Source organism: Photorhabdus africana, from assembly GCF_035181445.1.
Taxonomy (GTDB): Bacteria; Pseudomonadota; Gammaproteobacteria; order Enterobacterales; family Enterobacteriaceae; genus Photorhabdus; species Photorhabdus laumondii.
The window spans coordinates 1-24,135 of record NZ_JAXBVE010000048.1 but is presented as its reverse complement, the minus strand read 5'-3'; the positions used below and the strand labels follow the sequence as shown (position 1 = coordinate 24,135).

The 24,135-nt window shown below is 46.2% G+C and carries 2 protein-coding genes; both read right to left on the bottom strand.

The window, feature by feature from the left end:
* Positions 1-49 precede the first annotated feature (49 nt).
* A complete protein-coding gene (gene rtxA / locus SLS51_RS19750) occupies positions 50-12,265 on the bottom strand; it encodes an MARTX multifunctional-autoprocessing repeats-in-toxin holotoxin RtxA (RefSeq protein ID WP_323840303.1) in 12,216 nt (4,071 codons plus the stop codon).
* 658 nt (positions 12,266-12,923) lie between these two features.
* Positions 12,924-23,951 carry an MARTX multifunctional-autoprocessing repeats-in-toxin holotoxin RtxA gene (rtxA, locus tag SLS51_RS19745; protein ID WP_323840302.1) on the bottom strand — a complete coding sequence of 3,676 codons (11,028 nt, stop codon included), beginning with the start codon at positions 23,949-23,951 and terminating at the stop codon, positions 12,924-12,926.
* Positions 23,952-24,135: the final 184 nt, after the last annotated feature.

Sequence of the window (24,135 nt, the reverse complement as noted above, 5' to 3'; positions counted from 1 at the left end):
CTGTGAGCCTTTTTTATTATTTATTTTAACTTTTATTCTTGAGAATTAATTACGCAAACCGCACCTTGCCAATCGTAGTATCTGCCCACGCCGTTGTCATGGCCATTTTCGCCTGACTCGCCAGATTATCAATAAAACCATTATCTCCCACGGTGGGCGCAAAACTGCTCATTGCCTGGATTAAGGTATCAACCGCATTATCCGACAGCGCAGTAAACTCCCGCTCTCCTGACGCATCCTTACGCCCCATCTGCGTCACTAATTTGGCACGATTACCATTAAAGTAATCACTAAAAGTGACTGAACCCACCGATTCAAACAGGCTCTGAGCAGTTTTATCCTGAGTACGGCGATTCACTGATAACACCAGATCATATCCACTGCGCTGGAACCACAGGTTTTGCCAGTCAATATCGTTAAAGACAATCATATCTTCTGCATTGATATCATCAACCTGACTGTCAATCACCTGACCACTGACCACAAAGCTGTCTACTCCTGCACCACCCTGGAAGTGGTTCTGGTATCCCCCCAAAACCAGTAGATCCTGACCCTCACCGCCGTCAAACTGGCTGAATTTCGAAATTGTGGCCGCGATCAGGTGGTCATCACCTTCTCCACCGTTGATGACTGCATGATAGCCCATCAGTTTAATGACATCGTTACCCATGTTGCCATCAATTCGGTTGTCATTACCAAACACCCGGCCAAAGTCATTGCCTTCACCCAGCTCAACCCGGTTGTTATTACCGATAGTCACGGCATAATCCTGATCTTCCCCAGTATCCACCTGGTTGTAGTTACCAGAAGTGACAACGTAGTCCTGCCCATTACCGGCATCAATAATGCCACCTTCACCAAAAACAAATGTCTGGTCATTACCCTCACCCATGAACACATGGTTAATCCGCCCGGCTACCACTGCGGTATCATCGCCACTACCACCAAACATCCAGTTTTCACGTCCCATCAGAACGCCCAGATCATCCCCCTCACCACCGGTAAAGAGGTTGGAAGTGCCGATGGAGTAATAAACATCATCACCACGTCCCCCCCAAAAGTTGTTGTTATCGCCCAGATAAGCACCAAGATCTTTACCATCACCGCCCCAATTGAAATTGTAGTTCCCCAACGAGATATGGATATCACTATTCCCTTGCAGATGACCGCTGTTACGCAAGAAATCAAACGTTTTCTGCTCCATGTTGAGCAAATCTGCGGTTAGATTCTCTTTCAGGTTGGTCACGAGTGACTTCATCTCTTCTTGTTTATCTTTGCTGAATATCGTCGCAAACAGGTTAGGCAAATTCAGCGAATTAAAGCCCAATGCCCGCTCTGATTTGTCATTAGCCTGACTATTCCCACTGTTAATGGCGCCCGGTACACTCTTTTCCCGATTTTCATCAGGCGCTTTCTCTTTCAGCCCATGACTGACAAGAAATGATTCAATACCATCGGCACTCATATCGGCGTGCTGTTTCAACCCCTCAATCCATTTATCCGAATCAGCAAAGACACGGAGTTTATCCCCCCCAAACTGCTTAATCACTTCCAGCATCTCTCGCAAAATCGCCTTGCCATCAACCGGCTCACCAGTACGGGCAACAATCTGCCCCTCCGGGGTATAATCCACGCCAAAAATATCCGCTAAAGTGGTCTCTGCATTCACACTGGCTAACCGACCAAGCAGTTTGTTTTTAAGCTGACGCGGTAAGTCTTGGGGATTGTAAGTAAATGTTGTCTTCGCCATACCCGTTGCCGAATATTGCTGCGTCATCAGGCCAAACAGAGAACCTAAGTTGGTATCCAGAATCGATTGAATATGGTCACCGAACATAAAGTTCCAGCTTCCGGTGGTGACCTGAATGTCCGCCCCTTGACCACCTACCGCAAAATTGAAAGCCAGTTTCTCATTGGCTTGACGGAATTTATCCGCACGGCTCATTTTACTGGCATCAATATTGTCGCCCTGACTACTTAACCATTGGTGATATTTTTTGCTCAATGCCGCTTCTGTGTCACTTTTCAAACCCCGGCTACTGCGCTTGAGCTGCGAATCCAGATCAACCAATGTCTTGTAATCCACACTACTGGTTTGGTCTAAACCAGACATGTCCCGCACAAATTTTTTCACGCCAGATAGCGTCCACTGCTGATTTTGCGCCGCCAACCAATTCCACTCTTCGCCGGAATGAGCAATAGATTTTAGTACACCGGTAATACGCGCAGCACCATCAAATGGATTAACCAACGGTGGCGTAGGGATGGATTTATCCATCATGACAATCAAGTCATTACTGCGACCTTGGTTAAAGCTGACGTTACGGTTGCCAATGAACATCTGCGCCCCTTCAAATGCTTGATAACCACCCAGATTAACGCTGTGCTTACTGTCACCCTCCCCGATGTGCACCATCACATTGTTGTCACCAAAGGCCAGTGACTTAAAGCCACCCGTACCCACTTTAATACCGACGTTCGAGGTTCCCCAGTTGATCGCAGTAAATTCACCGTCGCCCACGTTTACTTGTATATTCCCGGCGTAACTCGGCGGCTTATCCGATTGAGGATTTGAACCAAGCTCAACCCTGTTTTTGCGCTTCCCTGACGCGGTGAAAACATCATGGTTATCCGCAATTGCTCCTCTGGTTACTGAATCAGTGTCTGTGTACCCCACTTTGGCAAGGTTGATATCGCTTTCAGCCACACCGCGACGCAATCTTTCTGTTGTAGTCGTTAGTTCACTCTGCTCATTCCAGCGTAACACCAGTTTGTTATCGTCCAACTTGTTAACCCACTGATGATTTTTATCGCGGGTAAATTTACGGCCTGTTGCATCAACAGCCACTTCACTACGACGGGCCGAAACCTCACTACGGATACCCTGTTTATCTAAAGCGGTAATAAAACGATAGGCAAAACCATTCCGCTTATCATCACTAATCAGTGAACAACCCACGATGCTGATACGATCAGGTTTACCTGCCTGCTCAAAGTTCTGGCTGAACTGTTTTAGTTTGATTGCCAATTCATCAGCACTGTAACCACTCAGGCGAGTGTTATTTTGTGCCGATTCGTCACGGCCATGACCCACAATCTGCCAACGTAATTTGCCTGATAATCCAGCAGGATCACCATAAATGACTTGATATTTGCCATTAGAATCAAGTTTAACCACCACGCTGGATTCCCGGTGTTTACTCGCCAGATTGATCGCGGCTTTTGCTACAACCGGGTCATCTTCCATTTGAATAATGATCTGACCATCAAAACGCATCCCACGATTGCCACTCTTTTGCCACGAGTTCTTCACCCTATCCCGATTTTTATTTTGAAAATCGGAGAGCGTCGAGACAATCCTATCAGTATATTGGCTCATTAAAGCACCGCTCTCGGCATGACCATAAAAGGTTTGTTCACCCGATACGCGATAACCAGAAGCGGTCAATCTTGCACGCAGCTTTTCTCCTTCATGCCCTAAACCTTGATTGTCAGTTAACAGCATGATCGGCGTATTGATCGGCACTCCTTTGAGGTTTTTTTCTACTGAAAATTGGCCGTTCATCGCTTTTGCCAATACCCCAATCATGCCACCAGGATTTGGTACGTCATGCGCGGTTATGGTTTTGGTCATACTCGATATTGGCCTGTCGAATAACAGACCTGACACGGCTTGATTATTTTGCGCCGCATATCGAGCAAGATCTGCCGCCACCGGCCCACCAACGGAATAACCATGAAGGATAATATTACCCGGCTTAATACCGCGATCTTGCACCAAATAGCGAAACATCGTCCGGGCATCCTGATAGAACCCTTGCTCACCGGGACTACCATCACTACCACCATAGCCGCGCATGTTGACAGCAAGTATATCAATGCCCTGCTTTTGATAATGGCTTTGGATATCATGAGCTTGCTCTTCCGCGGATAAACCTGAACCATGAAGGAAAAGCACGACTTTTTTCTCTGCCACCGTCAAGATATCATCTGGTTTTATGTCACCCTGATGGTAATATCCGGTTAAACGTCCCTCTTCGCCTTTTAGGGTGATTTTGCTTGAGCTGCCATTAGCAACCGCATCATTAAGAATGGTCTGCGTCTCATCACTGATATGGCGGCGCTCTTCTTTAAAACCATACAATTCGTTGTTAAAGAATCGGGTTACTGGATTTAAAGAGTCTTTATCCCGTGGCGAAGTACCATCATTCTCCATTAATACCGACTCTGACGCGCCATTTTTACCCGATAACGCCTGTAATGCTTCCACCGAAGAGCCGTTCTGTTCTCTCTCAGGGGTATTTTCTCGATAAAGGTGTTGGGTTTTCTCAAATGCGCTATTTAATGCCTGATTTATCGATAATTTTCCTTTATCTCCAGCGATATCCATCAGATCCATATAACTGGCGGTGTAGTTTTGTAGTACTTGCCGACGTTCATCACCAGTCATCTGCAATGCTTTGTAGACCACCAAACTTTCATTAACCGAATGACCGCCATCAAACACCAGAAATGCCAACGTATTAAGGTAAGCCTGCTCTTGCGAGAAAGTAGGATCTTGACTGGCAATATAGTTATTGAGATGAACCATGATATTGGTCGAGCCAGATGCCCCTGTCACCACGGAATGCCCCTGCGCCAAGGCGTTACGCTCAAGCGTTGTTTCCTGTCCGGGCGTCAGCACTCTGCCCGCCGCTACCTTTCTGCCATACAGGAAATCTCCATATTGATCACCAGATGGTTGGTAGGGCAGTGCAATACCATAATCATTGGTTTGCTGTTCAGTTAACTTCACCTTATAGGTAACATCCGCCATATTCGTTAACTTACTGCTGGTGGAACGCGCCTTGTAGATCTCCTCGCGATAGAAAATGTCCGCTTCCGCCTTCCATTGCGATAAATGTAACCCCATACCATCAGTATTCGACATTTTTACTGCCAGAAACGGAATTTTGATCATTTCAAAGCCGTTATCCACCTTAGTCATCATGATCTTAAAGTTATCCAAGGTCGGTTGTTGCAGGAATGCGGTCAGTTCAGGCACCCGACTGAACCAAGGACGAATATCCTGTTTAATTTTTTCGGCAAAAGCTTGCATCCTGATAGCAATCTGTCCGTCGAGTACGGGTGAGTCAGTAGTACTTTGCATATACAACTCAAACTCCTGCACCAGAAACTGACCTATCCGCCTGGAGGTGGCTATCGCATCCGGTGACGCCATTTTTACCAACGTATGGGCCACTTCAGAATCAAAACGACGACCAAATAAGTTGTCAATATATTGAGTAGTTGACTTTTCTCTGTGAGCATCAGCCTGTAATGACAGTACCAAACCATGTAACTCAGGATATGCCTGTAACTGGCTGGCAGCATCATCAAATAACTTGATAGTTTCCTTCGAGGTGACTTGCCCAGTGAGCCAGAGTTTCCTGGCCCGTCCAATCAAAAACCTCGCTTCCGGGATATTCGCGGTTTCCAATCGGCTCATAAAAGCAATCAGACTTTCACTTTCGGTCTTAGGCGCTTCCCGTTCAGCGGTTGAATTCGTTCGAGTCAATGGGGTAATCTGCCACTCAATAAGACGATTAATTTCGTTTTGTGTTATACCGCCTTTTAAACCGACAACACGTCCGGTTCCATCAAAGATGACTCGCTGCTTAAGATGTTCAGCATGTCGAGGCGCCACGGCGATCCCAAGGACGCCAGCGGATTCAGCTCGCTGAGCCTGCAAGTGCTCTATCATCCGGCCCATTTTAAAACGGACTAAGTTCACCTGATTGGTGCGCAGAGCAAATTCCTTTGGGCTATGCTGTTGCCAATCAGCTATCGCCTGTTCAAGCAGCAATATATGCTCTTCATCGAAATGGCTCATCGTCTTATAGAAAGTATCGCGTACCGTGGCCAGCGCCGTGCTAAGCTTCCTTTTTCGCCCCAATGTTCGCACATTGGGATTGATAAATAGCTTGTTTCCCTCTTTCAATAAATTAAATTTTGCATTTTCAAATATAGTGGAATTTTTCTGCTCTACCTTGACATCATTCCCCAACGATTTCAGATTAATGCCTGAAATCCGCGGCACTCTTCTGACACGCTCACCTGAACTGTTCGACGTTGGTATCACCCTATCGTCAGGTTGTCCTTTGGCAAACTTTGAAGTAGTTAAAACGCCGGTATTTTCCGCGCGAATACTGGCATTTATCTGTAGACAATCAACCGCTTGTTTAGCATCATCCAACGCTTGTAGCTCTTCTTCGGTCAATCCTTTGTAGAATTTTTTTTCAGCTTCCGGTATTAATTCGGGATCAATATAGCTACCGGTTTCCCCCGCGCCTGTCGATTCATAGCCATTACCAGACAAACCACTACCACCGGCACCGCTACGATCAGGTTTGGAATCGCTCTGTTTTGCCCCTCTAACATCTTCTTGTACCTGGGCAATTTTATTTTCAGCCGCAGCAATATCACGTTTACCCCGATACTCCGCCCCCTGATAGGCGATATTTGCGTCATTTTCCGCTTCTTTGGCCTGCTGTTGCTGCAATAATGCTTCTTCTTTTCTTAATTCTGCTCTCTTCTGAGCCTCTGCAATATCTTGTTTTGCACTGGCATGATGCTGTTCACTTTGTGCTGCGCCAATCTCGGATTTCTTAACCGCTTCTTTTACGTGTTGTTGGTTATCCATAATAGATTGTCGGGCATTCGTTAATTTTCGCTGTGCAATAAATTTGATGTCATTCAACTTATCCTGAGCGTGGTCCAGCAATTGGCTAGCAAATTGATTACGCCATTGGTCACCTGATTGGCCGCTGTAATTGGCATAGTCACCAAGCGCATCCAAACCTTGCGTCATGGAAACCAGTTTGTCAGTCTCCGCCTGCGCTTCTGCTTCTATCGCATTACGCTGTGTCAGCCCATTTTGGCTAACTGCTGCCTGATCGGTTAATTCCAACTGGGATTGCGATTTCGCCATCTCCGCCAGTTGTTTCTCTTTTTCCTGTTCCAACAGTTGGCGATCTTTTTCTGCTTTTTCTTTATCGCTTAATGCATTTTGCGCCGCTTCATCCTGTTTCACATGTTCGGTAATAATATTAGCTTGTCGTGAGCTCTCAGATTTTGCGATAACGTTATCCAGAATATAGCCTACGCCATCACTCAAACCGGTTCCTTTAAACTCAATTCGATTACTGCCCGCTTTTGCTGTCAGCTCTAGTGTTTTATTTTGCCATTTCGCGGCATCGCCAAAAGTCGAGAATACAAGTTTGCCGTTCCAGAAAACATCCATACCATTGTCGGCTGAATAAGCATCGGGACGATTGGCAAAATCAAAGCTCAGCGAAATCACTTCTCCCTCAAAACGGTTTTGCAGGTCCTGGTAAATAATGGTGTTTTTATCAACATCAAGTTCACTAACTCGTTCGCCATAACGGGTATTATTAGGCCCATCGGTACTCACTGGGCCATAGGCCGCAATATCATTGGTTGATTGCCAATCCAATTTACCTTGCTCAAGATCACTATTGACAATCAGTGACGTCTCAGATTTCACAGCGATCTTGTCTAAAATATAGCTAAATCCATCATCTTGACCTGTACCTTTAAATTCAATCCGGTTAGTCCCTGCTTTTGCCATTAAATCAAGTTTTTGAGTTCGCCATATAGCTCCCGGTCCAGAAGCTGAGAATACAGACTTACCATTCCACAACACCATTATTCCGCTGTCACTCAGATCACGGTCCACCCTCTCTAAATGACTCATAAAATCAAAAGTCAGTGAAACCACGTCTCCTTCAGACAAATTTTGTAATTCCCGCCAAATTACGGTGTTTTTATCAACATCAAATTTACTGACTCGTTCACCATAACCAGTATGATCAAGACCATAAGCACTTGCTGGGTTATATGCCTCTATACCATGAGTTGACTGCCAACCCAGCTCACCTTGTTCAAAATCACCATTGACGATCAGATTTTCATCTTGATCTGACACCGATAGCGTTTTTTGACTCAAAGCACCTTCTATTGAACTGACGTCAGGCGTCTCCACGCCTGTTATAGCACCATTGAGACAATGGTTTAAATCTGAACTTATCGGCGCAATTTCATCCATCTGAAAGCCATCAATGGCAGATACTTCCGCTAAATTAATCGCACCTCTGCCTTTGTGGGTGCCCGACGTGTTAGCTTCCTCCCCATGAACCAAATAGTTGATTGCCTGACTGCCCCCCACACCTAATGTTGTCTGTTTGATATGCTCAAAGAGGGAAGAAAGTTTGTTGCTTTCTGTAACAGAGAAGCTGTAGAAATCACCATTACCAATCTTGACCGCCACGTTATTACGTGCATAACAAGCGTTGATACCCAGACCATCACCCACCTGAATATTGGCGTTACCCTGACCTTTCATGACCGCCACATTCAAGCCATTGCCCACTTTGGTATTAATATTGTGCTTACCCCACGCTAGGTTAACCGAAACGCCGTTACCTACATGAGTGTTTATGTTAGCGTCACCATGAGCAGCGGTGACATTTAAGCCATTGCCCACGGTTGTCGTTACGTTAGCTTTCCCTTTTGCCACCGTCACCTGCATGCCGTCACCCACTTTGGTGACGGCATTGCCTTCACTCCACAAGGCATTAAAGCTGTCTCCCTGACCTACCTGAGTGACAATGTTAGCCTTACCTTTCGCCAGCACCACATTACGCCCGTCACCGACTTTAGTGATAATGTTGGCTTCGCCCCAGGCACCGGTGTAATCATCACCATTACCCACATGAGCGATAATATTGACATCCCCCTGAACCACCGTGACGTCCTGTCCCTTCCCTGCTTTGGTAATGATGTTGGCTTTACCTTTCGCGAAATTATAACGGTCGCCATTCCCCACTTGGGTCAGGATATTCGCCTCACCCCAAGCCGCATTTACGCCGGTACCATTACCAACCTTCGTGATGATATTGGCTTTACCTTTGGCAAACCCCACTGTCGTGCCCTCGCCGACATGGGTCATCACGTTACCCACATCGGAAATAAGCAGGCCAACTGTGGTACCGTCGCCCACTTTGGTCAGAATATTGCCTTTGCCAAACAGGATAGCGGCAGTCGTCGCATCACCAACATGCGTAATAACGTTCGCTTTCGCCGCCGCAACAACCCCCATAAAATCATCACCCACTTTGGTAACGATATTGGCCTCACCCAGTGCCAAGACACCCGTTAAGCCATCCCCCACATGGGTCATCATATTGGCTTTACCAAACATGGCCGCCAGCGTTGTGCCATCACCCACTTTGGTCATGATGTTCAGTTCACCGGCAAACAAACCAATACTGGCGCCATTGCCCACATGCGAATAGATATTGGCTTTCCCTACCATTAAGGCAGCAGTCAGGTCATTACCGACTTTGGTCAGCACATTGGCACCCCCAATCATGGCCGCAAAGGTATTGCCCTCCCCAACATGGGTAAAGAGATTGGCTTTACCGATCATCGCCGCCAAGGTCATGCCATTACCCACTTTCGTGGCGATATTGCCCTTTGCCAGCATCAGCGCAACACTGGTGCCATCACCAATATGCGTAAACACATTGCCCGCTGCTACCATCAATGCCAGCGCATTACCGTCACCCACTTTGGTAAAAATATTACCCAAACCACCCATTAACGCCCAGGCATCCCCTTTGCCGACATGAGTAAACAGGTTACCCGCACCAATCATGGCCGCAATTGATGTACCCTCCCCGACTTTAGTGAAGATGTTCCCTGCTGCGGCCATCACGCCCAATGTCAAACCGTCGCCAATATGGGTCAACACGTTGCCAACACCAAACATGATGCCGGTCGTGTCACCCTTTCCGACTTTGGTCAAGATATTCGCGCCACCCAGCATAACGCCCGTGGTATTGCCGTCACCGATATGCGTAAGAACATTTGTCCCGCCGCCCATGACCGCCAGCGCATGGCCTTTCCCTTTTTTAGTCAGGATATTGGCGCCGCCCAACGCAATGGCGGTGGTGTTGGCGGTTTCAGTCTCCTCACTGAGATGACTGAGAATATTGGCACCACCGAACATACCGGCAACCAGATCGCCCGCACCGAGCTTTGTTAGCACGTTAGTGCCACCCAAAAGTACGGAGAAGATATCCCCTGTTCCGGCCTGAGTGATGACATTAAAACCACCCGCCCCGAACCCGTTCGCACTACCATCACCTATTTGGGTATGAGTGTTATATCCCCCCAACATCAGTACCCGGCTGTCACCGTTGCCTTTGTGGATCGAGATATTGCCATAGGACAGAAGGTGAGCCAGATATCGTCCATCCCCGACCCGCACGAGAACATTTACCGCACCACCAGCGTAAACATCCATTTTCCCGCGCTGGCTCTGGTGAACCAAGACATTGGCTAAACCCGCACCACGAAACGATAGATCGCCCTCTTCACCGTTTTTCACAATGACGTTAGCACCTCCGCCTCCTTCAAAATACGTATTACCGAATGTTGAACTGTGCAGAATAATGTTAGCCGCTCCCGCTCCTGTGAAATTAATATTACCGTGCGTCACATTGGATGTAATAATGTTTCCACCACCGGCACCGATGAAATAAATATTACCGGAACTATCACCGCCATTCTTTGATGATTTGATAACATCTTGCTCAGAATAACCTTCAATATCCGTCAGACAATCAGTAATCTCATCTGTTACATTTAAATCATAGTGAAGCTGACTTAATGTATAACCAGCCCCAATTGTTCGATAACCGCGAGGATAGGAAAAACGTTCATTCGCTAAACGGCCAGTATTGTCACCTTTTTTATACCAAGATCTTGCAATATATTTCAGCTTTCCTGTTTCATTATCATTCGCCAACTTAACCTCAACCACTTTGGTATAAGGATCCAGGAATACTGCATATACATAAGTATCCGGCTGCTCGTTTGATTTCACCGGAGAGACATCGATTTTCAGCCCATTAGAAGAGATCGCGTATCCCCCCATTTTGGCACGACCCAATGTGACGTTTTTCGCTTTAATGTTATTACCATCGGAATAATTCACCCATTCATCGGTTAATAATGCCTCCTCAACACCCTGTATTGTGGTTTCTTGTCGATATACAAAATTAATATTAGCAAGCGTAATAGCATCATCCCCTTTAACGGGGATAAATCCATTATTTACATCGATATTTTCCTTAGCAATATCCTTAAGATGATGACCTTCCTTATACCAGGAAGTGGCACAATAACGGAGCTTACCGGTATCAGGATTATTTTGCAGCCGTACAACGACAACTTTAGTATTAACATTATCGGCAATGGCAAAGAGATAAGTATCAGGCTCTACCTCGGATTTAACTGCTTTAACTTGTTGAAATTGTTGAATCCCACGTTCTTCCATTGTTGCTGATGTCATCACAATATCTTTAGCCTGAGCAAATTCTATTTCATTTCTCGCACCTGCTCGGGTAATTTCGTTATAAGCGCCTGCACCAGTAAAATAAATATTACCGTGGGCAACATCAGAATAGAGTTTGTTATAACCACCCGCACCTTCAAGAGTAATATCACCTTGTGTCTGTCCATACTGATCTTCACTGTGGCGTATACGTTCAATGCGATTCGCTGCCCCCGCACCACGCAAGATAATGTTACCTTCTCTACCTTTACGTACAATATGATTATCAGCACCAACACCATTCAAAATGACATCACCGCTTTCTATCCGCGAATCGATACTATTTGCAGCACCTGCGCCGTTAAATGTCACATCTCCTTGAGTACCCTCATAATGATTAGACCAGGTACGGTCAATTTTATTAGCCGCTCCTGCGCCAGCAAAATAAACATTTCCCTGATCAGTTTCATGCCATAATTCATTGTATCCACCCGCCCCTTTAAAACGAGTATCTCCAGATAAACCTTTACGAACCAGTTTGTTATAGCCAGCAGCACCCGAATAAGATAAATCCCCGGTTTCACCCGTATGATCAATAAAAGCCGTACCGGCTGCGCCAGCAAATGACAAGCCGCCATCTCCTGTTTTACGAATACCGGTATAACCTGAGGCTCCCTTTACCGAAAGTTCACCATTCGTATGGTATACATCGACCTTTAATGAACCAATCGTAACATCATCATCTCCGCCATAAGCATAAACTTCACCACCAATACCAATAGCAATAATACTATTACCGTCATTATCGTCGTAATATTTCCCAGTAAATATGTACTCTGTACTTCTATTCGATGATTTCCCCATCAATAGTCCTTTAATTTATTATTGAAGTTAAGAAAAAAACTACTGCGCCTAACGGATAGGGCAGTTACTTTGAATATTCAAGTTCTCTCGAAACAGTGAAATCTTCTGAATTTTTAATAGTAAAAAATCAAATAAAGAAAAAAACCGCTATTAAAATTAACATCAGATATTATTTGCACGAATTTATCAAACATAGGAGCGAATCCCCGGGAGCATAGCAAACTATGTGACCGGGGTGAGTGAGTGCAGCCAACAAAGAAGCAACTTGAAAGATGACGGGTATAAATAAAAAACTCAAAAAGAGCGTTAACACAGATGTTTTTTTCCGCGATAATATTGAAAATACAGAGAAGATAATAAAGTAACGACTAAGCTAAGATATAAAATTTCATCAATTACGCCCAATTATTGTATTCCATTTCCATAAATAACCACACAGATTATAGCTATTAAAACAATATAAGTAAATGAGATAATAATATCCTACTTTTTTAGTCAGGAAATAATAATAAACAAATGAAATTAATCAATAAAAATAACCATTGGTCAGTGAAAAACCTATAATACAATGAGCATTTGTTATTCAGCGGTAAAAAAGGCTCACCGATTCTGTGAGCTTTTTTTACTATTCATTTTAACTTTTATTTTTGAGAATTAATTACGCAAACTGCACCTTGCCTATCGTGGTATCTGCCCACGCCGTTGTCATGACCATTTTCGCCTGACTCGCCAGATTTTCAATAAAACCATTATCTCCCACGGTGGGCGCAAAACTGCTCATTGCCTGGATTAAGGTATCAACCGCATTATCCGACAGCGCAGTAAACTCTCGCTCTCCCGAGGCATTCTTATCCCCCATCCGCACCACCAGTTTGGCACGGTTACCATTAAAGTAATCACTAAAGGTGACTGAACCGATTGATTCAAAGACACCCTGCGCGGTTTTATCCTGTGTAGGGCGGTTTACTGATAACACCAGATCATATCCACTGCGCTGGAACCACAAGCCTTGCCAGTCAATATCGTTAAAGGCAATCATATCTTCCGCATTGATATCATCAACCTGACAGTCAATCACCTGACCACTGACTACAAAGCTGTCTACCCCTGCGCCACCCTGGAAGTGGTTCTGATAACCGCCCAGCACCAGCAGATCTTGACCCTCACCGCCGTCAAACTGGCTGAACTTCGAAATAGTGGCCGCTATCAGGTGGTCATCACCTTCTCCGCCATTAATTACCGCATGATAACCTATCAGTTTAATAACATCGTTACCCATGTTGCCATCAATTCGATTGTCATTACCAAACACCCAGCCAAAGTCATGGCCTGCCCCCAATTCAACCCGGTTGTTATTACCGATGGTCACGGCATAATCCTGATCTTCCCCGGTATCCACCCGGTTGTAGTTACCCGCAGTCACAACATAATCATACCCGCTACCGGCATCAATCAGCCCGCCTTCCCCAAAAACAAATGTCTGGTCATCCCCTTCCCCCATAAAAGCATAGTTAATCCGCCCAGCTACCACTGCGGTATCATCCCCATGACCGCCAAACATCCCGTTTTCACGCCCCATCAGGACGCCCAGATCATTACCTTCACCACCGGTAAAGAGGTTGGAAATACCGATGGAGTAATAAACATCCTCTCCGCGTCCCCCCCAGAAGTTGTTGTTATCGCCCAGATAAGCACCGAGATCTTTACCGTCACCGCCCCAGTTGAAGTTATAGTTCCCTAACGAGATATGGATATCGCTGTCCCCTTGCAGATGACCACTGTTACGCAGAAAATCAAACGTTTTCTGCTCCATATTGAGCAGATCCGCAGTGAGATTCTCTTTCAAATTGGTCACGAGTGACCTCATCTCTTCTTGTTTATTTCTGCTGAATATCGTCGCAAACAGGTTAGGTAAGTTCAGCGAATGAAAGCCCAATGCCCGCTCTGGTTTGTTATTAGTCTGACTATTCCCACTGTTGATGACGTCCGGCACACTTTCTTCCCGATTTTCGTCAGGCGCTTTCTCTTTCAGCCCATGACTGACAAGAAATGATTCAATACCATCGGCACTCATATCGACGTGCTGTTTCAACCCCTCAATCCATTTATCCAGATCAGCAAAGACACGGAGTTGATCCCCCCCAAACTGCTTAATCACTTCCAGCATCTCTCGCAAAATCGCCGTGCCATCAACCGGCTCGCCAGTACGGGCAGCAATCTGCCCCTCCAGCGTGTAATCCACCCTCAAAATATCCGCTAGCGTGGTCTCTGCATTCACACCGGCTAACCGACCCAGCAGCTTATTTTTAAGCTGACGCGGTAAGTCCTGGGGCTTGTAGGTAAAGGTTGTCTTCGCCATACCCGTTGTTGAATATTGCTGCGTCATCAGGCCAAACAACGAACCCAGGTTGGTATCCAGAATCGATTGAATATGGTCACCGAACATAAAATTCCAGCTACCGGTTGTGACCTGAATGTCCGCCCCTCGACCACCTACTGCAAAATTGAAAATCAGTTTCTCATTGGCCTCACGGAATTTATCCGCACGGCTCATTTTACTGGTATCAATATCATTGCCGTTATCACTTAACCATTGGTGGTATTTTTTATTCAATGCTGTTTCTGTGTCACTTTTCAAACCCCGGCTACTGCGTTCGTGCTGTGCATCCAGATCAACCAACGTATTGTAATCCACACCGCTGGTCTGGTCTAAACCAGACATGTCCCGCACAAATTTTTTCGCGCCCGATAACGTCCACTGCAGATCCTGCTCCTCTAACCAGTTCCGCTCTTCACCGGAACGAGCAATAGACTTTAGTACACCAGTAATACGCGCAGTACCATCAAATGGATTAACCAGCGGTGGTGTAGAGAGGGATTTATCCATCATGACAATCAGGTCATTACTGCGACCTTGGTTGAAGCTGATGTTACGAGTGCCAATAAACACCTGCGTCCCTTCGAATGCCTGATAACCACCCAGATTAACACTGTGCTTACTGTCACCCTCCCCGATGTGCGCCATCACATTGTTGTCACCAAAAGCCAGCGACTTAAAGCCGCCCGTACCCACTTTGATACCGACGTTCGAGGTTCCCCAGTTGATCGCGGTAAATTCACCATCACCCACGTTTACCTGTATATTCCCGGCGTAACTCAGCGGCTTATCCGATTGAGGATTCGAACCGGGCTCTATCCTGTTTTTGCGCTTCCTTGGCGCGATGAAAACATCATGGTTATCCGCAATTGCCCCTCTGGTTACTGAATCAGCTTCCGTGTACCCCACTCGGGCAAGGTTGATATCGCTTTCCGCCACCCCACAACGCTCCTTCTCTGTTGTAGTCGTGAGTTCTCCCTCTTCATCCCAGCACAACACCAGTTTGTTATCGTCCAATCTGTTAACCCACTGATAATTTTTATCGCGGGTAAATTTACGGCCTGTTGCATCAACGGCCACGTCACTTCGACGGGCTGAAACCTCGCTACGGATACCCTGTTTATCTAAAGCAATAATAAAACGGTAGGCAAAACCATTCTGCTTATCCTCACTTATCAGTGAACAACCCACGATGCTGATACGCTCAGGTTTACCTGCCTGCTCAAAGTCCTGACTGAACTGTTTTAGTTTGATTGCCAATTCATCAGCACTGTAACCACTCAGGCGAGTATTATTTTGTGCCGATTCGTCACGGCCATGCCCCACAATCTGCCAACGCAACTTGCCTGACAATCCGGCAGGATCACCATCAATGACATGATATTTGCCATCCGCAGCCAGTTTAACCACCACGCTGGAATCCGGGTGTTTACCCGCCAGATTGATCGCGGCTTTTGCGACAATCGGGTCATCTTCCATCTGAATAATGATCTGACCATCAAAACGGGTCCCACGATTGTCACTCTTTTGCCACGAGTCCTTTACCCCATCCCGATTTTTATCTTCTTTAAAACCATACAGTTCGTTGTTAAAGAATCGAGTCACTGGGTTTAAAGCGGCTTTATCCTGCGGTGAAGTACCACCATCCTCAATGAATACCGACTCTGACGTTCCATTTTTGCCCGATAACGCCTGTAATGCTTCTACCGGAGCGTCGTTCCGTTTTCTCTCAAGGGTATTTTCTCGATAAAGGTGCAGTGTTTTCTCAAATGCGCTATTTAATGCCTGATTTATCCATTGTTCTCCCTTATCTCCGGCAATATCCATCAGATCCATATAACTGGCGGTGTAGTGTTGCAGTACCTGCCGACGCTCATCACCGGTCGCCTGTAACGCTTTGTAGACCACCAAACTCTCATTAACCGAATGGCCGCCATCAAACACCAGAAACGCCAATGTATTAAGGTATGCCTGCTCCTGTGAGAAAGTGGGATCTTGACTGGCAATATAGTTATTGAGGTAAACCATGATATTAGTCGAGCCAGATGCCCCCGTTACCACAGAATGCCCTTGCGCCAGAGCGTTACGTTCAAGTACGGTTTCCCGTCCGGGCGTCAGCACACTGCCTGCCGCCACCTTTCTGCCAGACAGGAAATCTTCATACTGATCACCAGATGGCTGGTAGGGCAGTGCAATACCATAATCCTTGGTTTGCTGTTCAATTAACTCCACTGTGTGGGTCACATCAGCATGATGAGTTAATATATTACTGGTCGAACGGGCCTTATAGATCTCCTCCCGATAGAAAATGTCCGCTTCCGCCTTCCATTGCGATAAATGTAACCCCATACCATCCGTGTTCGACATTTTTACCGCCAGAAACGGAATTTTGATCATTTCAAAGCCGTTATCCACCTTAGTCATCATGATCTTAAAGTTATCCAAGGTCGGTTTTTGCAGGAATGCGGTCAGTTCTGGCACTCGACTGAACCAAGGGCGGATATCCTTTTTAATTTTTTCGGCAAAAGCTTGCATCCTGATAGTAATCTGTCCGTTAGTCACCTGCCCGTCGCGGACGGTTGAGCTAGCAGTATTTTGCATATACAACTCAAACTCCCGCACCAGAAACTGACCTATCCGCCTGGAGGCGGCTATCGCTTCCGGTGACGCGGTTTTCACCAACGTATGGGCCACTTCGGAATCAAAACGACGGCCAAATAAGTTATCAATATATTGGGTAGTCAACTTTTTTTTGCGAGCATCAGCCTGTAATGACAGTACCAAAGCCTGTAGCTCAGGGTATGCCTGTAACTGGCTGGCGGCATCATTAAATAACTTAATAGTTTCTTTCGAGGTGACTTGCCCGGTAAGCCAGAGTCCCCTGGCCTGTTCAATCAAAGGCATCGCTTCCGGGATATTTGCGGTTTCCAACCGGCTCATAAAAGCAATCAGGCTTTCACTTTCGATCTTAGGCGCTTCCCGTTCAGCGGCTGAATTCGTTCGGGTCAAGGGGGTAATTTTCCACTCAATAAGATGATTAATTTCGTCTTGGGTGACATTTCCTTTCAAACCGACAACACGTCCGGTTCCATCAAAGATGACGCGTTGACTAAGTTGTTCAGCACGCTGAGGCGACACGGCAATCCCAAGCACCCCTAAGGAGCCGGCGCGCTGGGCTTGCAAGTACTCCATTACCCGGCCCATCCTAAAACGTATTAAGTTCACTTGATTGGCGCGTGGAGCAAATTCCTTTGGGCTATCCTGTTGCCAGTCAGCTATCGCCTGTTCAAACTGCAATACATGCTCTTCATCGAAATGCTTCATCGTTTTATAGAAAATATCACGTACAGCAGTCAGCGCTTGACTCAGCGGCTTTTTCTGCCCTAATGTTCGCTCATTAGCATTAGGGTTGATAAATAGCTTACTGCCCTCTTTCAATAAATTAAATTTTGCACTTTCAAATATGGTGGAATTTCCCTGCTGTCCTACCTTGACATCATCCCCCAACGATTTCAGATTAATGCCTGAAATCCGCGGCACTCTTCTGACAAACTCACCTGAGCCGCTCAACGTTGGCATCACCAGACTGTCAGATTGTCCTTTGGCAAATTTTGGAGCAGTTAAAACGCCGGTATTTTCTGCATGAATACCGGCACTTATCTGTAGATGATCAACTGCTTGTTCAACACTATCCAGCGCCTGTAGCTCTTCTTCGGTCAGCCCCTTGTAGAATTTTTTTTCAGCTTCCGGCACTAATTCGGGATCAATATGGCTACCGGTTTCCCCCGCGCCTGTCGATTCGTAGGCTTCGCCCGATAAACCGCTCCCCCCGGCACCAATACGATCAGGATCAGGTCTGAAATCGCTCTGTTTTGCTGCGTTGACATCGACTTGTACTTGAGCAATCTGACTTTCAGCCACCGCAATATCATGTTTACCCCGATATTCCGCCCCCTGATAGGCAATATTTGCGTCATTTTCCACTTCTTTGGCCCGCTGTTGCTGCAATACCGCCTCTATTTTTCTTAATTCTGCTTTTTCCTGAGCTTCTGCAATATCCTGTTTTGCACTGACACAATGCTGCTCACTTTGTGCTACGCCGGTCTCCGATTTCGCAACCGCTTTTTTGACTTGTTGTTGGTTATCCGTAATAGCCTGTCGGGCATCAGCTAATTTTTTCTGTGCAATAAATTTGACGTAATACAACTCATCTTGAACATAGTTCAAGAACTCGGCAGCAAACTGATTGCGCCACGGGTCACCTGATTGGCCGCTGTAATCAGCATGGTCATCAAGCACCGCCAAACCTTGCGCCATGGAAATCAATTTGCCAGTCTCCGCCTGCGCTTCTGCTTCTATCACATTCCGTTGTGCCAGCCCATTTTGGCTAAGTGCTGCTTGATCCATCGATTCCAATTGAGATTGTGATTTTTTAATCGCTGCCAGTTGCTTCTCTTTTTCCTGCGCCAACAGTTGGCGATCTTCTTCCGCTTTTTCTTTATCGCTTAACGCACTTTGCGCCGCTTTATCCTGTTTCACATGTTCGGTAACCACATCGGTTTGTAGTAGGTTCTCAGATTTTGCAATAACGTTATCCAGAACATAGCCTATGCCATCATCCTCACCGGTTCCTTTAAACTCAATGCGGTTATTGCCTGCCCGTGCAATTAATTCCAACGTTTTACTTTGCCACTCTATTGCATTTCCAAAAGTTGAGAATACCCATTGCCCATTCCAAAAAACTTCCATGCCATTGTTGATAACATGGGCATTGGAACGATGAGCAAAATCAAAACTCAGTGAAATCACTTCTCCTTCAGACAAGTTTTGCAAATCCTGATAAATCATGGTGTTTCTCTCCGCATCAAGTTCACTGACGCGCTCTCCATGACCGGCAATATCAAGACCATAAACACTCGCTGAACCATAGGCTTCTATACCATGAGTTGACTGCCAACCCAACTTACCTTGTTCAAAATCACCATTAATAATCAGATTATTATTCTGATCTGATATCGATTGCATTTTTCGATTTAAAACACTTTCTATTACATCCACATCAGGTATCTCTACCGCTGTCACAGTACCATTGAGACGATGATTTAAGTCTGAACTTACCGGCGCAATTGCCTCCATCTGGAAGCCATCAATAGCAGAAACTTCCGCTAAATGAATCGCGCCTCTGCCTCTATGGGTGCCAAGCGTGTTAACTTCCTCCCCCTGCACCAGATAGTTGATTGCCTGACTGCCCATCACACCAAGTACAGTTTGTTTGATATTGTCGAAGAAAGAGGCCAGTTTGTTGCTTTCCGTATTACTCGCTGCAACCGCCAGACTGTAAAAATCACCATCCCCCATCTTAATCGCCAGATTATTGCGCGCATAAGCGGCATTAACCGCTAAACCCTGACCCACCTGGATATTGGCGTTACTCTGGCCTTTCATGACCGCCACATTCAGGCCATTGCCCACTTTGGTATTGACGTTATATTTCCCCCACGCCACGTTAACCGAAATACCCTCACCCACATGAGTGTTAATGTTAGCGTCGCCATAAGCGACGGTGACATTTAAACCGTTGCCTACTGCCGTGGTTACGTTAGCTTCCCCTTTGGCCGCCGTTACCTGCATACCGTCTCCCACTTTGGTGACAATATTGCCTTCGCTCCATAAGGCATTAAAGCTGTCTCCCTTCCCCATCTGGGTGATTATGTTGGCCTGACCTTTCGCCAGCACCACATTGCGCCCATCTCCTGCCTTAGTGATAATATTGGCTTCGCCCCAAGCACCGGTGTAATCATCACCGTTACCCACATGGGTGATAATATTGTCATCCCCCTGAACGACCGTGACTTCCTGTCCCTTCCCCACTTTAGTGACGAGGTTGGCTTGACCTTTCGCGAAGTTATAACGGTCTCCATTACCAAGCTGAGTCAGAATATTGGCCTCCCCCCATGCCGCATTTACGCCAGTACCATTACCAATCTTCGTGATGATATTGGCTTTTCCTTTGGCAAAACCCACGGTCAAACCATCACCGACATGGGTCATCACGTTGCCCACTTTGGAAATAAGCAGGCCGACTGTGGGACCGTCGCCCACTTTGGTCAGAATATTACCGCTGCCAAACAATACACCAGCAGTTGTCGCGTCGCCGACATGCGTAACAACGTTCGCTTTTGCCGCCGCAACAACCCCCATAAAATCATCGCCCACCTTGGTGACGATATTAGCCTCACCCCGTGCTAACACGCCCGTTAAGCCATCCCCTACATGGGTCATCATATTGGCTTTACCAAACATGGCCGCCAGTGTTGTGCCATTACCCACTTTGGTCATCACGTTCAGTTCACCGGCAAACAAACCAATACTCGCGCCATTACCCACATGGGAATAGATGTTGGCTTTCCCTATCATTAAAGCGGCTGTCTGGTCATGACCAACTTTGGTCAGCACATTGGCCCCGCCAATCAGGGCCGCAAAGGTATTGCCATCCCCAATATGGGTAAAAAGATTCGCTTTGCCGATCATCGCCGCCAACGTCATACCATCACCCACTTTCGTGGCGATATTGCCTTTTGCCAGCATCAGCGCAACACTGGTGCCATCCCCAATATGCGTAAATACATTGCCTGCGGCTACCATTAATGCCAGTGCATCACCATCACCCACTTTGGTAAAGACGTTCACTGCACCGCCCATTAACCCCCAGGCATCCCCTTTACCAACATGGGTAAACAAGTTACCCGCGCCAATCAGGGCTGCGATAGATGTTCCCTCCCCAACTTTAGTGAAGATATTGCCTGCCGCGGCTATCACGCCCAGTGTCAAACCGTCGCCAATATAGGTCAACACGTTGCCCATGCCGAACACGATGCCGGTCGAGTCGCCACTTCCGACTTTGGTCAAGGCATTCGCGCCACCCAGCATAACGCCCGTGGTATTGCCGTCACCGATATGCGTAAAGACGTTCTTACCGCCGCCCATGACCGCCCGCGCAGGGCCTTTCCCTTTCCTTGTAAAAATGTTGGCTCCGCCCAACGCAATAACAGTGCTGTTGGCGGTTTCAGTCTCCTCATTGAGATGGGTGATAATATTGGTGCCGCCAAGCATACCGGCAACCAGATCGCCCGCCCCGAGTTTAGTCAGTGCGTTAGCACCACCAGAAAGTACGGAAACGATATTCCCAGCGCCTTCCTGAGTAATGAAGTTAAAACCGCCCTTCCCGCACCAGTTTCCATTGCCATTACCTATCTGGGTATGTGTGTTGTACCCACCCAGCATCAGCACCCGGCTGTTACCGTTGCCTTTGTGAATTGAGATATTGCCATAGGCCAGGAGATGAGCCAGATATCGCCCATCCCCAATCCGCACAAGAACATTTACCGTGCCACCGGCGTAAACATCCATTTTTCCGCTCCTGCCTTGGTGAACCAAGACATTGGCTAAACCGGCACCACGGAATGTCAGATCGCCCTTTTCACCTTTTTTTACAATCACGCTGGCGGTACCCGCACCGTCAAAATGCGTACTGCCAAATGTTGAATTGTGCAGAATAACGTTCGCTGCCCCCGCTCCTGTGAAATTAATATCCCCCCGAGTGACATCAGATGTAATAACGTTTCCACCCCCTGCGCCGCTAAAATAAATATTACCGGAACTATCACCGCCACTCTTTGATGATTTAATAACATCTTGCTCAGAATAGCTTTTAAGATCAGTCAAACAATCAGTAATATGATCTGTTACATTTAACTTATAGTGAAGCTCACTTAACGTATAACCAGCTCTTATTAATCGATAGCCATGAGGATAGGAAAAAGTTTCATCTGCTATGCGGCCAGTATGGTCACCTTTTTTATACCAATATCTTGCAATATACTTCAGCCTCCCTGTTTCACTATCATTCGCCAGCTTAACCTCAACTACTTTGGTATAAGGATCCAGGAATACTGCATACACATAAGTATTCGGCTGCGTGTTTGATTTCACCGGAGAGACATCGATTTTCAGCCCATTAGAAGAACGTGCGTCCCCCCCCATTTTAGCACTAGCCAGTGTGACATCTTCCGCTTTAATGTTGATCCCACGGGCATAATTCCCCCATTTATCGGTTAATAATTCCTTCACAACACCCTGTATTGTGGTTTTTTGTCGATATACCAGATTAATATCGGCAAGCATAATAGTATCTTCCCCTTTAACGGGGATAAATCCATTATTTGCATTGATATTTTCCTTAGTAATATCCTCAAGATGATCACCTTGCTTATACCAGGAAGTGACATAATAACGGAGCTTACCGGTATCAGGATTATTTTGCAGCCGTATAGCGACAACTTTAGTATTAACATTATTGGCAATGGCAAAAAGATAAGTATCAGGTTCTGCCACGGATTTAACCGCTTTAACTTGCCGGGATTGTTGAACCCCGTCTCCCTCCATTGTTGCCGATGTCATGATAATATCTTTAGCCTGAGCAAATTCTATTTCATTTTTCACACCTGCTCGGGTAATTTTGTTATAAACACCTGCACCGGTAAAATGAATATGACCGTGAGCAACATCAGAATAGAGTGTGTTATATCCCCCCGCACCTTCAAGAGTAATATCACCCTGTGTCTGTCCATACTGATCTTCACTGTGGCGTATGCGCTCAATGCGATTCGCTGCACCTACACCACGCAAGAGAATATCACCGTCTCTACCTCTACGCACAATATGATTATCAGCACCAATACCATGCAAAATAATGTCACCGCTTTCTACCCGCGAATCGATACTATTTGCCACACCTACGCCATTAAAAGTCACATTTCCCTGTGAATCTTGATAACGGTTAAACCAGGTACGGTCAATGTCATTGCCTGCCCCTGCGCCGGAAAAATCTAAATTTCCCCGATTAGTTTCATGCCATAACTGATTATATCCACCGCCTCCTTTAAAACGGGTATCACCAGACAACCCTTTACGAACCAGTTTATTATAACCGGCCGCACCCGAATAATTTAAATTTCCCGTTTCACCCGTGTGATTAATAAAAACCGCACCGGCGGCCCCCGCAAATGACAGCCCGCCATTTCCCGTTTTATGAATACCGGTATAACCTGAAGCCCCCTTTACCGCAAGGTCGCCATTTGTATGGTGTACATCGACTTTAAATGAACCAACGGTAACATCATCATTTCCGCCATAAGCATAAACGTTACCACCAACCCCAATAGCAGTAATACTATTATCGACATTATCATCGTCGTAATATCTTCCCGTAAATATGTACTCTGCACTTCTATTTGATGATTTACCCATAAATAGTCCTTTAATTTATTATTTGGGCTCAACAGAAAACCACGGCACCTAACGGATGTACCCGTTATTGAGAATATTTAAGTTCTCACGAAACAGTGAAATCTTCTGATTTTTAATAGCAAAAAATTAAATAAAGAAAAAAACCGCCATTAAAATTAATATCAGATATTGTTTGCATGAATTT

Bases quoted from the DNA above. Each gene is read 5' to 3' on its own strand.
- rtxA (WP_323840303.1), bottom strand. From the start codon at position 12,265: ATGGGGAAATCATCGAATAGAAGTACAGAGTACATATTTACTGGGAAA.
- rtxA (WP_323840302.1), bottom strand. From the start codon at position 23,951: ATGGGTAAATCATCAAATAGAAGTGCAGAGTACATATTTACGGGAAGA.